The sequence below is a fragment of the Streptomyces sp. NPDC056580 genome (assembly GCF_042793175.1).
Classification (GTDB): Bacteria; Actinomycetota; Actinomycetes; order Streptomycetales; family Streptomycetaceae; genus Streptomyces.
The window spans coordinates 431,415-446,088 of the sequence record NZ_JBHTVE010000005.1 but is presented as its reverse complement, the minus strand read 5'-3'; the positions used below and the strand labels follow the sequence as shown (position 1 = coordinate 446,088).

Sequence of the window (14,674 nt, the reverse complement as noted above, 5' to 3'; positions counted from 1 at the left end):
GGGCGCGGTGAACAGAGGGCCTACTTCGTTCTTGGGATGATCGGGCGGTGACCACGACGGAGCAGCACCCCTACCCACCCTCCGAGCCGCCGCGCCAGGGCGGCTCCGCACCAGGCGACGGCCACGGCCGTGGGCCCGGCCAGTCACACGGTCACAGTCACGGCCACGGTCCTGCCGCGCCCGTCTCGAAGCATCTGCGCAAGGTCATCGCGGCGATCCTGGTCCCGTTCACCGCCGCCGTCGTGGTCGGCCTGGTGGTTCTCTGGCCGGGAGGAGCACCGCCGCACGAGCGCACCGGCGTCGGCTTCGACCGCCAGACCCAGCAGGCCACGGTGGCTCAGGTGGTCGAGCTGAGCTGCAAGTCGGTCAACGCATCGGGCGGCACGGCGGTGGGCGGCACCTCCACTCCAGGCGACGGCTCGGCACAGCACGAGGCGAAGGGCACCTGCAGAAAGGCGACCATCAGGGTCGATACGGGCAGGGACCGGGGCCGGACCTTCACCGAGATCGTGCAGCCGGACCAGTCACGGCAGTTGCACCAGGGTGAGAAGGTCGTGGTCGCCTACGAGCCCTCGGCGCCGAAGGACCTGCAGTACTCGGTGACCGATGTGAACCGGAAGTTCCCCATGGCGCTGCTCGCCGGCGTCTTCGCGCTCGCCGTCGTGGTGGTGGGCCGGATGCGCGGGGTCATGGCCCTGGTCGCACTGGCCGTGAGTTTCCTGGTGCTGACGTTCTTCATCCTCCCCGCGATCCTGCAAGGCTCGAATCCGCTGCTGGTGGCCGTCGTCGGCTCGAGCGCCATCATGCTCATCGCGCTCTACATGTGCCATGGGCTGTCCGCGCGCACGTCGGTCGCGGTGCTCGGCACCCTGGCCTCCCTGCTGCTGATCGGCGTTCTCGGCTCCGGCTTCATCGGCTGGGCCGCGCTGACCGGCAACACGGACGACAGCACGGGTCTGATCCACGGGTTGTTCCCGTCGATAGACATGAGCGGCCTGCTGCTGGCCGGAGTCATCATCGGTTCGCTGGGCGTCCTGGACGATGTGACGGTGACCCAGACGTCCGCGGTCTGGGAGCTGCACGAGGCCAATCCTGCGATGGGCCGGCGCGACCTGTACCGGGCGGCCATCCGGATCGGCCGCGACCACATCGCCTCGGTCGTCAACACCCTGGTGCTCGCCTACGCCGGTGCCGCGCTGCCGCTGCTCCTGCTGTTCTCGATCGCGCAGAGCAGCGTGGGCACGGTGGCCAACAGCGAGCTGGTGGCCGAGGAGATCGTGCGCACGCTGGTGGGGTCGATCGGCCTGGTCGCCTCGGTCCCGGTCACCACCGCCCTCGCCGCCCTGGTCGTCGCGGCCGACCGGCCCGGACCGGATGGTGCGGTGGGCGCCGGGACGCAGCACGTCCCCCCGGCGCGGGGCGGCCGGGGCCGGCGGCGGAAGCGCTAGCGGACGTGAGGCCCCCCCCGGGGAGCGTCGCTGAAGAAGCGTTCCTGCGGTGTCCCGAGCGGCAGTGCCCGAGCGTCCGGCGCCCGGCTGCCCCCAAGGCCTCAGCCGGCGCTCTGCTCCTCGGCCAGAATGCGGTCGAGCGCCTCGTCGAGGTGGGCGTCGAAGTCCGCGAGGGCACCCTCCTGGCCGAGCGGCACCAGCTTGTCCGTGCGGTCGAGGAAGGCCACGAGCGGCGGCGTCGAGGAGCGGAACAGTGCCTGGTCGCTGCCGACCTGAAGCCGGATCAGCACCTCGCCCAGCACCTCGGTGTCGGCGGGAGCGATGTGCACATCGCCCTCCCCGCACGGCCGCCCCACGCCGTCGATCAGCAGTTCCCGCCCGAAGGCCCAGGTGACCGGGGCGTCACCGGGCAGATGGAACGTGAGCCGCACGGCATAGGGATCACAGGTCTCGTAGCGCAACTCCACCGGGATGCGGAAGGAGAGCTCCTCGGAGACGAGAAAACTCATCATGACTTCTGCCTGTACGGATTCGCGCATCGCCTACCCCGTCATATGACGTCGACTGGCCGAGATTGATCCCCCTCGACTGTGCCTCAAATCTTGCTCAACGTGCATGCCGAATCACAAGGAGTGAGTTTTCAGATACTGATAGAGAGTGACAGCGCGCCCAGATGCCGCCCGATCCCGGCCTGCAGGCGACGGGCCGCCGGCAGCAGCCGTTCGCTCTGATGTACGGGGAGTGAAATGGCCATCGTGGCCGCCGTCGTGCCGACCGTGATGGGGACCGCCGCGCAGACCGTCCCGAGCGCGTACTCCTGCCGCTCCACCACCGGCTCCATCCGCGGTGTCCTGGCCAGCCGGCGCAGTAGGGCGTCGTCGTCCCGCACCGAGTAGGGCGTGAGGGACCGCGCCGGGTAGCGGCTCAGATGGTCCCTGCGGGCTTCCTCGTCCAGCTGGGAGAGCAGGCACTGTCCGATCGCGTGGGCGTGCCCGGTCTCGCGGAAGTCGGCCCACTCCTCGACCGCGGGGGTCTCCCGCGAGTCGGAGACGCAGACGACCTCGATCTCACCGGCCCGGTACATGGCGTAGTAGACCGGGACCCCGATGGAATCCCGCCAGTACGCGAGGGTGTCCGCCACCACGCCGCGACGTTTCTGCCGCGCTCCGCTGCCGCTCAGCTGCTCGGCCGCTTCACCGAGGAAGAAGAGCCCCTTGTCCCGGCGCAGATAGCCCTCGTGCACCAGGGTGCGCAGGAGGTGGTAGGCCGTGGGCAGGGCGAGGCCGGTCTCCCGGGCGAGTTGTTTGGCGGGGGCGCCGTAGTCGTGGGACGCGACCGTCTCCAGCAGGCGCATCGCCCGCTGGACGGAGCCGATGAGGGTCGCCGCCTGCGGTTGCTCCGGGACCCCCGGGGAGCGCCCGCGTCCAGGACCGCTCACGGGACGCGGTTGCCCCGGGACGGCCGCCGCGCGGGGCCGCTGCACCTGGGGCACGCGGGGACGCGGCGGAGTCGGCGGTGCGGGGGATTCTGCCGGTGCGGTGTCAACCGTGGCCAAGGGTCACTCCGGGGGCGCGAGGTGGGGCAGCCCGTGCGGTGGAACACGGGTGGGGTGTGTGCCGCTGGCGGGGCCCGGCCCCGCGTGGGTCCGAACCTAACCGCCCGCCCCCGTGTGCGGACGGTCCGCCGGGGAAACTTCCCTCCCCCGAGGGAACCGGCGGCCCCCGTTACCGGTCACCGGCTCCCGCGCCGCTCACCAATCGCTGCGCGACGAGGAGTTCGACATGAACTTGCGCACGATGTAGATCAGCCCGCCGACCAGCGCGACGAAGACCAGCGCCTTGAAGAGCAGGCCGATCACGAACCCGATGACGGTCGCTATCAGGCTGCCGAACACGACCAGGGCGATGACCGGCACCGCGACCCACTTCACCCACCACGGCAGCCCCGCGAAGATCTGTCGCATCGCCCTCGTCCTTTGCGTTTTGTTGCGTCCACGACGTCCTGTGCTCCGTCCTGGACCCAGTCCCGATGTCTGCCATCGATGCTAGGGCCGGGACGGGGGCCGGCGGGCGCCTCGCATCCCTTGTCCTCCCCTGAGCCGCCCCCTAGGGAACCCCCGTCCCGGGGCTCACGCCTCAGGCGGAGAGAAGACGACCAGTACCCTCAGGTCCTCGCTGATGTGGTGGAACTTGTGGGCGACGCCGGCCGGCACGTACACCACGCTGCCCCGCGCCACCTGGGTGGTCTCCAGGCCGACCGTGATCGACGCGCGTCCGCTGACGACGAAGTACACCTCGTCCTGGCTGTGCGGCTTCTGCGGGTCGTGCTCGCCCGCGTCGAGCGCGTACAGGCCCACCGACATGTTCCGCTCCCGCAGGAACTGCAGATAGGCCCCGTCGTTGGAGGCGCGCTCCGCCTCCAGTTCGTCCAGCCGGAATGCCTTCATAGCCGTCGTCCGCCCTCGCCCCTGCTCGCCCTGATCCGGTCTGCCACGATCAGACACATGAAGAATTTCGTAGTCAAGACGATCGCCAACGCGGCCGCGCTCGCGGTCGCCGTGTGGCTGCTCGACAAGATCACTCTCACAGGTGACAGCACGGGCAAGAAGGCCGGGACGCTGATCGTCGTCGCGCTGATCTTCGGGTTGGTCAACTTCCTGGTCAAGCCGATCGTGAAGGTGCTCACCTTCCCGCTGTTCCTGCTGACGCTGGGACTGATCACCCTGGTCGTCAACGCGCTGATGCTGCTGCTGACCTCCTGGGTGTGCGGCAAGCTCGACCTGAGCTTCCACGTGGAGGGCTTCTGGACGGCCGTGCTCGGCGGCCTGATCATCTCCGTGGTCTCCTGGGCGCTGAACCTCGTCCTGCCCGACGAGGACTGAACCCGTCATGACCTACCGCGTCTGTTTCGTGTGCACCGGCAACATCTGCCGCTCCCCGATGGCCGAGTCGGTCTTCCGCGCGCGCGTGGAGGAGGCGGGCCTCGAGGACCGGGTGGAGATCGACAGCGCCGGCACCGGCGGCTGGCACGAGGGGGAGGCCGCCGACCCGCGCACCGTCTCGGTCCTCGACGACCACGGCTACCGCACCGAGCACGTGGCACGGCAGTTCCAGCCCTCCTGGTTCGCCCGCCTCGACCTGGTGGTAGCCCTGGACACCGGCCACCTCAAGGCCCTGCGCCGTCTCGCGCCCACCGAGGAGGACGCCCGCAAGGTCCGTCTGCTGCGCTCCTACGCCCAGCCCTCGCCCGACGACCTCGACGTGCCGGACCCGTACTACGGGGGCCCCGAGGGCTTCCAGGAATGCCTTGAGATGGTGGAGGAGGCGAGTACTGGTCTGCTCGCCGCCGTACGGGAACAACTGGAGGGACGGATCGCATGAGCGAATCCACCAAGGGCGCGGACCACACCGGCGACGGCACGCGCGCGGTACGGGCCGGGCTCCCCGAGCCGGTCAAGCACGAACCCACCCTGCCCGGGCCCGTGTTCGCCGCGCACTTCCACCTGCCGGGCGAGGTGACGGGACCGTACTCCTACGGCCGTGACGACAACCCCACCTGGACCAACCTGGAGCGCGCCATCGGCGAGCTGGAGGCCCCGGGGCGGGACGACGTCGAGACGCTGGTGTTCGCCTCGGGCATGGCGGCGATCTCGGCGGTGCTCTTCTCCCAGCTGCGCGCGGGCGACGTGGTCGTCCTGCCCTCCGACGGCTACCAGGTGCTGCCTCTGGTCCGCGCCCAGCTCGAGGCCTACGGCGTCGAGGTGCGCACCTCGCCCACCGGCGGGGACGCCCAGCTGGAGGTCCTCGACGGCGCACGGCTGCTGTGGATCGAGTCGCCGTCGAACCCGGGGCTCGACGTGTGCGACATCCGGCGGCTGGCGGAGGCCGCGCACGCGCGCGGTGCCCTGGTCGCCGTCGACAACACGCTCGCCACCCCCCTCGGCCAGCGCCCACTGGAGCTGGGTGCCGACTTCACCGTGGCCAGCGGCACCAAGCAGCTGACCGGGCACGGAGACGTCCTGCTGGGCTACGTGGCCGGGCGCGAAGGCGAGGCGATGGCCGCCGTGCGACGGTGGCGCAAGATCGTCGGAGCGATCGCCGGGCCGATGGAGGCCTGGCTCGCTCACCGCTCCATCGCCACGCTCCAGATGCGCGTCGACCGGCAGAACGCCACCGCGCTCGCCGTCGCCGAGGCCCTGCGGCAGCGGCCCGAGGTCTCCGGGCTGCGCTATCCGGGGCTGCCCGACGACCCCTCGCACAAGATCGCCTCGCAGCAGATGCGCCGCTACGGCTGTGTGGTCTCCTTCACGCTGCCCACGCGCGCGCGTGCCGAGCGTTTCCTCGGGGCGCTGCGCCTGGTCGAGGACGCGACGAGCTTCGGCGGGGTGCGCTCCACGGCCGAGCGCCGTCGTCGCTGGGGCGGGGACGCGGTCCCGGAGGGATTCATCCGCATGTCCGTGGGCGCGGAAGACCCCGAGGACCTGGTGGCGGACGTGCTGCGCGCGCTCGACGAGTCGGCCGAGTGAGCCGGTCGACGGCCCCTCCCCGATCGGCGGACGGTCCGAGCCTCCCCCCTCGTGGCTCGGACCGCCCTCGGTTCCGTGCGTGAAGAACCGCGCGACCAAGGCTAGTTGACTCTGCGTCAGTGTCCAATCACGGTAGCGACAGAGACCTATCGACTTATTTATAGTTGGTGCCTGCCCTAGGCCCGAGGAGGGCCGGGAAGGGGGAGGGCGCACCATGGACCTGGCCTTGCTGCGCACTTTCGTCACCGTGCACCGGGCCGGCTCCTTCACCCGTGCCGCGGCCCTGCTGGGCCTCTCCCAGCCGGCCGTCACCTCCCAGATACGCACCCTGGAGCGCCAGCTCGGCCGTCCCCTGTTCCTGAGACAGGCCCGCGGGGTGACGCCGACGGCCATCGGCGACGAACTCGCCCACAAGGCCGCACCCCATCTCGACGCCCTGGTCGAGATAGCCGAGAGCTCCCCCGAAGACGGGGACTCGTCACGAACGCTGCACCTCGCCGGCCCGCCGGAGTTCACCGCCGAGCGTGCCCTTCCCGCCCTGACGGAGCTGACCGGCGACGACGGCCAGGGCCTGGCGCTGCGGGCCACCTTCGGCACCGCGGAGGAGGCTCTCGAGGGGCTCGCCGCCGGACACCATGACCTGGCCATCACCACCGCCCGCCCGCGCGGCGCCCTGCTGACCGCCACCCCGCTCTGCGACGAGGAGCATGTGCTGGTCGCCGCTCCCCGCTGGGCCGAGCGGATCGGCCCGGGAGCCCTGGACCTCAAGGGGGCAGCGGCCCTGGAGGGCCTGCCCGTCGTGGAGGTCCACGAGTCCCTGCCGTTCGTCTCGCGCTACTGGGCCTCCGTCTTCGACTCCCGACCGGCCGCCTCGGGGACGGTCATCGTTCCCGACCTGCGCGCGGTGCTCTCCTGCGCGATCTCTGGCGCCGGGCTCGCCGTAGTGCCCCGCTATCTCAGCGCCTCCGCCCTCGGCCGCGGTGAGATCACGACGCTGTACGACCCGGCGGTCCCACCGCTGCGCACCTACTTCCTGGCCGTGCGTACCGGCGCCCTCGCCATGCCGCACATCGCCCGGGCGCACGAGTGGCTCCAGCGGGCGGCGTCCGGCTGGGGCTGAGGCAGCCGTACCGCTCCACGGCTCGCACTCGAACGGCGTCGCAGGCGGGAGGTTTCACGTGGAACGAGCCGGGCCACATTTCCTCCATGACCGTCCGACCCGTGGTCAAGCGCACCGCCCGTGCCGTCCTGCTGGACGGTGACGACCTGATCTTGATCAAGCGCACCAAGCCCGGCGTCGATCCCTACTGGGTCACCCCCGGTGGCGGGGTGGAAGCCGCGGACCCGACCGTCGTCGACGCCCTCCACCGAGAGGTGTACGAGGAACTCGGCGCCAAGATCACCGATGTCGTGCCCTGTTTCGTGGACACCGTGGAGCACATCGGCGAGGACGGCGGCGCGACCGGGGTGAAAGTGCAGCACTTCTTCGTCTGCCGACTGGAGTCCATGGACCCGTCACTGCGTCATGGGCCCGAGGTGGAGGAACCGCTGGGCGAGTACGAGATCGTCCGTATCCCCTTCACCCGGGTCGGCATCGCCTCCGTCCATCTCGTACCGCTGTCCCTCCGGCACTACCTGGACGGCAACATCGAGGGCGTTCGCGCCATGCACGCCCCCGACCTCGGGTAGGGACGTACGACACGATCCGGAGTGCCGCCGTGGCCGCGCGGTCCAGGGCTCACCGGTGTTTCACGTGAAACCTTCACGACCCCGGGCCCTGCGTGAACGGGCCACGACGTGGTCAAAAGCGTCCACGTCCGCGTCGAAACCGGTGGACGGACAGGGCCCTGGTCGGACAGCCTGACCTGCGTGCCGACTCCATCACTCGCCGTCCTGCCCATCCGGCCTCTGACTCTCCGCGATCTCACCGCCTGCGCCGACCTGTCCGAGGACCGGGGGTGGCCACGCGAGGAGCACAAGTGGGGCTTTCTCCTCACGGCCGGCAAGGGCTACGGCATCGACGACCCCGACGGCGGACTCGTCGCGGCGTGCGTCGTCACCGAGTACGGCTCCTGGGAGCGCCCGGCCCTCGGCGCCATCGGCATGGTCCTCGTGGCAGGACGCCATGCCCGCCAGGGCGTCGGGCGCCGCCTGATGCGGCATGTCGTGTCACTCATGGGCCCCACCCCGCTGACCCTGTACGCCACTCCCTTCGGGCGCCCGCTCTACGAGGAACTGGGCTTCAAGGTCATGGGACGGTCGAAGATGCTGAGGGGGCGGTTCACCACCGGTGAACCGGAGCCCCGAGTGGCGACACGTCCGGCCACCGCGGAGGACCTGCCCTCGATCCTCCGGCTGGACGAGGAGGTGTTCGGCGCCGATCGCACCCCCCTCATCGCACGTCTCCCCTCCTTCGCCGACCAGCTTCGCGTGGCCGAGGAGGACGGCCGGATCATCGGCTACACGGCCGCATGGCCCAACATGGACACCCATGTCGTCGGACCACTGATCGCTCGGGACACGGAGACGGCCAAGGCCCTCATCACCTCGCTCGCGGCCCACACGCACCGCCCCCTGCGCACCGACATCGATGTACGGCATGAGGAGCTGCTGGCCTGGGCCGAGGCCCGGGGACTGGCCCCCGTGACCGACAACGCGGTCATGACCTACGGCATCACGGACCTGCCGGGGGACTGGAAGCGCCGGTTCGCGCCGCTGACGGTGGCCGCTGGCTGAGCGCCGGCACCGCTTCTGGGCGGCGTCGGCGCTCAGCCGGAAAGGGGCGTGCGGTCAGACGAGTGCCGCGACGGCCGCAGTGGCGAAACCGTGGTCCTGCTCGGGCGCACCGCCACCGACACCGATCGCGCCGATCAGACGCCCGTCCCGGTGGACCGGGATACCGCCCGCGATGAAGAGCAGGGGCCGGTCCAGGGCGGTGGGCAGCGTGTGGAAAAGGCCGCCCGGCTGCACCGCGTCCACGAGGTCGGCCGTGGGCGCGTCGAGCTGGAGCGCCGTGTAGGCCTTGCGGGTACTGGTCTCACCGGAGATCAGCACCGCACGGTCGTCCCGGCGGAAGGCGAGCAGGTTGCCGCCTGCGTCGAGGACGGTGACGCTGACGGCGACCCCGGCCTCTTCGGCCGCGCGGCGTGCCGTGGCGACGAGCGACTCGGCGTCCTCGATGGTGAGGGGGGCGACGGTGGTGGTGCTCATGTGGAGCGTTCTCCTTGTGCGTGGTGCGTGAGGTGACGTGGTGACCGCACGGGCCGGGGCGTTTCCACCCCGGTGTTCCGGGCGGCGACCGGGTGCGGACGTGCTGTCCGGGACCTGGGTGGACTCAGTGGTGGACCGAGGTCCGCCGGGCGGTGGACGCCGCCGGGGCGACCGCGGTGCCGCGCGTTGCGTGACGGCGTTCGAGGCCGGCCGAGAACACGGCCAGGACCAGGGCGGCCGCGGCGAGGACGGCGCCGACCCAGTTGGGCGCCGTGTAGCCGAACCCGGCCGCGATGACCATGCCGCCGAGCCAGGCGGAGAGTGCGTTGCCCAGGTTGAAGGCGCCGATGTTGACGGCCGACGCGAGCGTCGGCGCCCCGTGTGCCTGGTCGAGGACACGCTTCTGCAGCGGCGGGACGGTCGCGAAGCCGAGGGCGCCGATCAGGGTGATGGTCACCGCGGCGGCGATCTTGTTGTGCGCCGTGAGCGTGAAGAGCGCGAGGACCACGGCCAGGGCGCCCAGGGAGACGTACAGCATCGGCATCAGCGCGCGGTCGGCGAACCTGCCGCCGATGAGGTTGCCGCCGACCATGCCGAGGCCGAACAGGACCAGCAGCCAGGTGACCGAGCCGTCGGCGAAGCCGGCGATGTGCGTCATCATCGGCGCGATGTAGGTGATGGCCGCGAAGACCCCGCCGAAGCCGAGAACCGTCATCGCCATGGCGAGCAGCACCTGGGCGTTCTTGAACGCGGCCAGCTCATGTCGCAGGTGTACGCCCTCCGGCTTCGGCAGGTCCGGCACCAGCCGGGCGATGCCGGCCAGACCGACGACACCGAGGGCCGCGACGATGCCGAAGGTGACGCGCCACCCGACGTTCTGGCCGATCAGCGTGCCCAGCGGGACACCGACGACGTTGGCGACGGTCAGGCCGGTGAACATCATCGCGATGGCTCCAGCCTTCTTGTCGGGAGCCACCAGTTCCGCAGCAACGACCGAACCGATGCCGAAGAAGGCGCCGTGGGCGAGGGACGCGACCACGCGTCCGATCAGCATGACCGCGAAGGCGGGGGCCACCGCGGAGAGCAGGTTGCCGAGGATGAAGAGCCCCATGAGGAGCATCAGCATCCGCTTGCGCGGGACCTTGGTGCCCAGCACGGTCATCAGCGGAGCACCGAGCACCACGCCCAGGGCGTATCCGGTCACCAGCAGGCCGCCCGTGGGGATGGACACCCCGAAGTCGCCCGCGACCTGGGGCAGCAGACCCATGATCACGAACTCGGTCGTCCCGATTCCGAAGGCCCCGATCGCGAGGGCCAGAAGCGCGAGAGGCATGTGTGGGTACACCCTTCCCAGACGATTGCAGGAGCGCTTTGCGTGCGTTGACAATAGTTGCAGACGCGGGTTACATGCAAACGAAGACTATTGCACTGATGCTCTACTCTTGAGTCAGTCGCTCCGGGACGGAGGAAGACGCCAATGACAGCGACGGACCCTGCGCTCACCGCCCTCGCCCAGGGCTGGTGCGCCCTCTCCCTGCTGCACGGGAGGATCGAGGCGCACATCGAGCGGGCACTGCAGGCGAAGCACGACCTGAGCGTGCGCGAGTACTCCCTGCTCGACGTGCTCAGCCGCCAGCACGAGGGCGAGGGCGGCCATCTGCAGATGAAGCAGGTCGCCGACGCCGTCGTCCTCAGCCAGAGCGCGACCACGCGGCTGGTGACCCGCCTGGAGGACCGCGGCCTCCTGGAGCGCTACCTGTGCCCCACCGACCGTCGCGGCATCTACACCAACGTCACTGAGGCCGGACTGCGGCTGCTGGACGAGGCGCGGCCCACCAACGATGCGGCTCTTCGTGAGGCCCTGGACGAGGCGGCCAGGAACCCCGAACTGGCGCCGCTGGTGAAGGTCGTGGAGTCCGTGAACGTGCCCGCATAGGGTGCGGGCATGGGAGATCTTGAGATACGCCGGGCGACCGCGCCCGACCTGCCGGCGATCGTGGCCATGCTCGCCGACGATCCACTCGGAGCCCAGCGCGAGTCGCCCGACGACCTGTCGCCGTACCGGGCAGCCCTGGAGCGGCTGAACGCGGACCCGAACCAGCGGCTCGTCGTCGCGGTTCGCGAAGCCCGGGTCGTCGGAACTCTCCAGCTGACGATCATCCCCGGCCTCTCCCGCAGGGGAGCCACTCGTTCGATCATCGAAGCGGTCCGCATCCACGCCGGCGAACGCGGCAGCGGCCTGGGTACGCAGCTCATCCAGTGGGCGATCGACGAATCCCGGCGGCAGGGCTGCCAACTGGTGCAACTGACCTCCGACAGCAGCCGCACGGATGCCCACCGCTTCTACGAGCGGCTCGGCTTCACCGCCTCCCATGTGGGCTTCAAGCTGCCGCTGTGAGAATGGCCGTGGGCGGGCGTTTCACGTGAAACGCCCGCCCACGGTCCCATTCGATTCAGTCCGCGATCCCTCGCCAGCCCGCCGGGTCCACTCCGCCGGGCACCCCGGTGCCCTCCTCGTAGGGCTGCCGCGTGAACACGAACGACCCGAGGTCCAGGTGGCTCACGGACCCGTCCGGACGCCTCACCGCGCGCAGGACCTCTCCGGCGTAGTAACCCTCGAGCCCGGTCCAGGTGCCGTCTCCGTTGGGCCGCAGCCGTGTCCGACGTCCGGCGCCGGTCAGCGGCCCCAGGGAGACGAGGCCGTCCGCCGTCGCCCGCAGGGCGAAGGCATACGTTCCCCAGTACCACTGTCCGGCCAACTCCAGCACAGCCGGATCGACTTCACCCGACGGGCGCCAGGGAGCGGGGATCCGGGGCTCCGCCTCGGCGACGATGCGGACGAGATCGGCGCCCACCGCTGACACCGCCGGGCCTGATGTGCAGTTGGTCAGCACCACGGCGGCCACATCGTCCTCCACGCTGATGCTGAGGTTCGCGAGGAACCCCGGCAGCGAGCCTGAGTGCCCCACGATCAGCCGGCCGTCACGCTGCTGGATCTGCATGCCGAGGCCGTAGGTGGCACCGTCGACGACGTCCGAGGCTTCGGCCGGGGCCGCCGGAGTACGCATCTCCCGGACCGATTCCGCGCTCAGCACACGATCGTCCCCGCCTGCCAGAAACACGGCGAAGCGCGCCAGATCCGCCGTGGTGGACCAGAGCTGTCCGGCCGGCGCCATCCGGCCCAGGTCCTCCAAGGGCTCGGGCAGTAGCGCGTCGGCCCACGGGTGTACGGCCCAGCCACCGGCGTGGGGCGCCTGCGGCTGCGCACTGGTGCGGGTCAGCCCCAGGGGCTCCAGCACCTCCTTGCCGAGCACGTCCGTCCAGGCAGCGCCACGCAGTCGCTCCACCAGGGCACCGAGCAGCGTGTAGCCGGGATTGGAGTAGTGGTGCCGTCGGCCGACGGGATGCAGCACCGGCCGCTCTCCCAGTACGTCACTCAGCTCGGGACGCAGCGAACCGGGGGTGCGCTCCCACCAGGGCGCCGGTGACTCCGCCGCGATCCCACTGGTGTGCGCCAGCAGCTGCGCGATGGTCGCCTCCCCCGCGCCCGTACCCGGCAGGTGCTTCTCCAGCGGGTCGTTGAGGTCGAGCAGCCCCTCGTCACGCAGTCGCAGCACCAGGACGGCGGTGAACGTCTTGGTGATCGAACCGATCCGGTACTGCACGTTCTCGTCCGGCGCGTGCCCGTCGACCGAGGAGCGCGAGCCGTGCCAGACGGTCCGTCCGTCCCGGACGACCGCGGCGACCAGCGAGGGCGTCCGCCCTTCGGCCTGAGCGACGGCGATTCGGTGCAGCAAGGCACGCCGGGTACCGGGGAGCAGCTCTTCCTGGGATGTCGTCATGCGCCCAGTCCAACGGCTGGACCGACGCACGTCGAGTCCTTTTCACCGGCCCAGCGCGTGTCGGACGTGACCGCTGAGCCGCAGGTCAGGTCTGGGCCATGTCCACGAAACGGGAGTAGTGGCCCTGGAAGGCGACCGTGATCGTCGCCGTGGGGCCGTTTCGGTGCTTGGCCACGATCAGATCGGCCTCGCCCGCGCGCGGGGACTCCTTCTCGTACGCGTCCTCACGGTGCAGCAGGATGACCATGTCGGCGTCCTGCTCGATGGAGCCGGACTCACGGAGGTCGGAGACCATCGGCTTCTTGTCGGTGCGCTGCTCCGGTCCACGGTTGAGCTGGGAGAGCGCGATGACCGGGACCTCCAGTTCCTTGGCGAGCAGCTTGAGGTTACGGGACATGTCCGAGACCTCCTGCTGACGGCTCTCGGCGCGCTTGGAGCCGCCGGACTGCATGAGCTGGAGGTAGTCGATGACCACCAGTTTCAGGTCGTTGCGCTGCTTGAGCCGCCGGCACTTGGCGCGGATCTCCATCATCGACAGGTTCGGGGAGTCGTCGATGTAGAGCGGGGCGGCGGACACGTCCGGCATGCGCCGGGCGAGCCGGGTCCAGTCCTCGTCGGTCATCGTGCCGGACCGCATGTGGTGCAGGGCGACGCGGGCCTCCGCCGACAGCAGGCGCATCGCGATCTCGTTGCGGCCCATCTCGAGGGAGAAGATGACGCTGGGGAGGTTGTTCTTGATCGAAGCGGCCCGGGCGAAGTCCAGCGCGAGGGTGGACTTACCCATGGCGGGGCGGGCCGCGATGACGATCATCTGGCCCGGGTGCAGGCCGTTGGTCAGTGAGTCGAAGTCCGTGAAGCCGGTCGGCACACCGGTCATCTCGCCGCTGCGCGAGCCGATCGCCTCGATCTCGTCGAGGGCGCCCTCCATGATGTCCCCCAGCGGGAGGTAGTCCTCGCTGGTGCGCTGCTCGGTGACGGCGTAGATCTCGGCCTGGGCGCGGTTGACGATCTCGTCCACGTCGTCGTCGGCCGCGTATCCCATCTGCGTGATACGGGTGCCGGCCTCGACCAGACGGCGCAGGACCGCGCGTTCGTGGACGATCTCCGCGTAGTACTCGGCGTTCGCCGCCGTGGGCACGGTCTGCACGAGGGTGTGCAGGTACGACGCGCCGCCCACCTTGTTGATCTCACCGCGCTTGGTCAGCTCGGCGGCGATGGTGATCGGGTCGGCCGGCTCGCCCTTGGCGTAGATGTCGAGGATCGCCTGGTAGATCGTCTCGTGCGCGGGTTTGTAGAAGTCGTGGCCCTTGAGGATCTCCACGACGTCGGCGATCGCATCCTTGGACAGGAGCATGCCGCCCAGCACGGACTGCTCGGCGTCCAGATCCTGCGGGGGCAGCCGCTCGAACGAGGAGCCCCCGCCGTCCCAGCCGCCGCTCTCCCGGCCTCGGTCGTGCTGCTCGTCACGGCCCCGGCCACCGTCGCTCCGCCGCCGGGAGGCCGGCAGACGATCACTGGGCCCGGCCTCGGCCCACGGATCGTCCAAGGGCTCGGAAATGCTCACCGAGCCACCTCCTCCCGTCCGCACGGCGGACCTAGCCGTGTCCTCTGTTCTACGGCACGGCACTGACAACTAAGAGGCCCAACTC

At 70.3% G+C, this 14,674-nt stretch carries 17 protein-coding genes; 9 read left to right on the top strand and 8 right to left on the bottom strand.

The window, feature by feature from the left end:
- Positions 1-47: 47 nt before the first annotated feature.
- The gene (locus ACFQ9Z_RS13435; RefSeq protein ID WP_383015600.1) at positions 48-1,448 is read left to right on the top strand and encodes a YibE/F family protein; all 1,401 of its coding nucleotides are present in this window, start codon (positions 48-50) and stop codon (positions 1,446-1,448) included.
- A gap of 101 nt (positions 1,449-1,549) precedes the next feature.
- Here the strand turns inward: ACFQ9Z_RS13435 and ACFQ9Z_RS13430 are convergent, their stop codons facing one another.
- From ACFQ9Z_RS13430 to ACFQ9Z_RS13415, 4 genes are all read right to left on the bottom strand, one after another.
- On the bottom strand, positions 1,550-1,987 hold the full coding sequence (locus tag ACFQ9Z_RS13430; protein ID WP_143630291.1) for an SsgA family sporulation/cell division regulator: 438 nt from the start codon (positions 1,985-1,987) through the stop codon (positions 1,550-1,552).
- A gap of 101 nt (positions 1,988-2,088) precedes the next feature.
- A complete protein-coding gene (locus tag ACFQ9Z_RS13425) occupies positions 2,089-2,886 on the bottom strand; it encodes an IclR family transcriptional regulator (RefSeq protein WP_383015596.1) in 798 nt (265 codons plus the stop codon).
- Positions 2,887-3,198: 312 nt separating this feature from the next.
- Complete coding sequence (locus ACFQ9Z_RS13420; protein ID WP_383015593.1) at positions 3,199-3,411, bottom strand: DUF5326 family protein; 213 nt, start codon at positions 3,409-3,411, stop codon at positions 3,199-3,201.
- Between the two features lie 165 nt (positions 3,412-3,576).
- Positions 3,577-3,894 carry a cupin domain-containing protein gene (locus tag ACFQ9Z_RS13415; protein WP_383015590.1) on the bottom strand — a complete coding sequence of 106 codons (318 nt, stop codon included), beginning with the start codon at positions 3,892-3,894 and terminating at the stop codon, positions 3,577-3,579.
- A 57-nt stretch (positions 3,895-3,951) separates the two neighbouring features.
- Between ACFQ9Z_RS13415 and ACFQ9Z_RS13410 the strand changes: the two genes are divergently transcribed.
- From ACFQ9Z_RS13410 to ACFQ9Z_RS13385, 6 genes are all read left to right on the top strand, one after another.
- Entirely contained in the window at positions 3,952-4,329 is a 378-nt protein-coding gene (locus ACFQ9Z_RS13410; RefSeq protein ID WP_365297558.1) for a phage holin family protein, read from the top strand.
- 7 nt (positions 4,330-4,336) lie between these two features.
- A complete protein-coding gene (locus ACFQ9Z_RS13405) occupies positions 4,337-4,828 on the top strand; it encodes a low molecular weight protein-tyrosine-phosphatase (RefSeq protein ID WP_383015586.1) in 492 nt (163 codons plus the stop codon).
- Positions 4,825-5,973, top strand: a complete 1,149-nt coding sequence (locus tag ACFQ9Z_RS13400; protein ID WP_383015582.1) for a cystathionine gamma-lyase — start codon at positions 4,825-4,827, stop codon at positions 5,971-5,973. Before ACFQ9Z_RS13405 ends, ACFQ9Z_RS13400 begins: the two co-directional genes overlap by 4 nt.
- Before the next feature lie 214 nt (positions 5,974-6,187).
- Positions 6,188-7,093, top strand: coding sequence for a LysR family transcriptional regulator (locus ACFQ9Z_RS13395; protein WP_383015579.1), 906 nt, complete (start codon positions 6,188-6,190; stop codon positions 7,091-7,093).
- Between the two features lie 86 nt (positions 7,094-7,179).
- On the top strand, positions 7,180-7,662 hold the full coding sequence (locus ACFQ9Z_RS13390) for an NUDIX domain-containing protein (protein WP_383015576.1): 483 nt from the start codon (positions 7,180-7,182) through the stop codon (positions 7,660-7,662).
- Positions 7,663-7,842: 180 nt separating this feature from the next.
- Entirely contained in the window at positions 7,843-8,709 is an 867-nt protein-coding gene (locus ACFQ9Z_RS13385; protein WP_383015573.1) for a GNAT family N-acetyltransferase, read from the top strand.
- Positions 8,710-8,763: 54 nt separating this feature from the next.
- Here the strand turns inward: ACFQ9Z_RS13385 and ACFQ9Z_RS13380 are convergent, their stop codons facing one another.
- Both ACFQ9Z_RS13380 and ACFQ9Z_RS13375 read right to left on the bottom strand, forming a co-directional pair.
- Entirely contained in the window at positions 8,764-9,183 is a 420-nt protein-coding gene (locus ACFQ9Z_RS13380; protein WP_383015570.1) for a heme-binding protein, read from the bottom strand.
- Between the two features lie 124 nt (positions 9,184-9,307).
- Complete coding sequence (locus tag ACFQ9Z_RS13375; protein ID WP_383015567.1) at positions 9,308-10,516, bottom strand: MFS transporter; 1,209 nt, start codon at positions 10,514-10,516, stop codon at positions 9,308-9,310.
- A gap of 144 nt (positions 10,517-10,660) precedes the next feature.
- Between ACFQ9Z_RS13375 and ACFQ9Z_RS13370 the strand changes: the two genes are divergently transcribed.
- Positions 10,661-11,119, top strand: a complete 459-nt coding sequence (locus ACFQ9Z_RS13370) for a MarR family winged helix-turn-helix transcriptional regulator (protein ID WP_383015564.1) — start codon at positions 10,661-10,663, stop codon at positions 11,117-11,119.
- A 9-nt stretch (positions 11,120-11,128) separates the two neighbouring features.
- A complete protein-coding gene (locus ACFQ9Z_RS13365) occupies positions 11,129-11,581 on the top strand; it encodes a GNAT family N-acetyltransferase (protein WP_383015561.1) in 453 nt (150 codons plus the stop codon).
- A 55-nt stretch (positions 11,582-11,636) separates the two neighbouring features.
- Here ACFQ9Z_RS13365 and ACFQ9Z_RS13360 read toward each other — a convergent pair whose 3' ends face one another.
- Together ACFQ9Z_RS13360 and dnaB are read right to left on the bottom strand one after the other, a co-directional pair.
- The gene (locus ACFQ9Z_RS13360) at positions 11,637-13,025 is read right to left on the bottom strand and encodes a serine hydrolase domain-containing protein (protein WP_383015558.1); all 1,389 of its coding nucleotides are present in this window, start codon (positions 13,023-13,025) and stop codon (positions 11,637-11,639) included.
- Positions 13,026-13,110: 85 nt separating this feature from the next.
- Entirely contained in the window at positions 13,111-14,589 is a 1,479-nt protein-coding gene (dnaB, locus tag ACFQ9Z_RS13355; RefSeq protein ID WP_199211212.1) for a replicative DNA helicase, read from the bottom strand.
- Between the last annotated feature and the right edge of the window lie 85 nt (positions 14,590-14,674).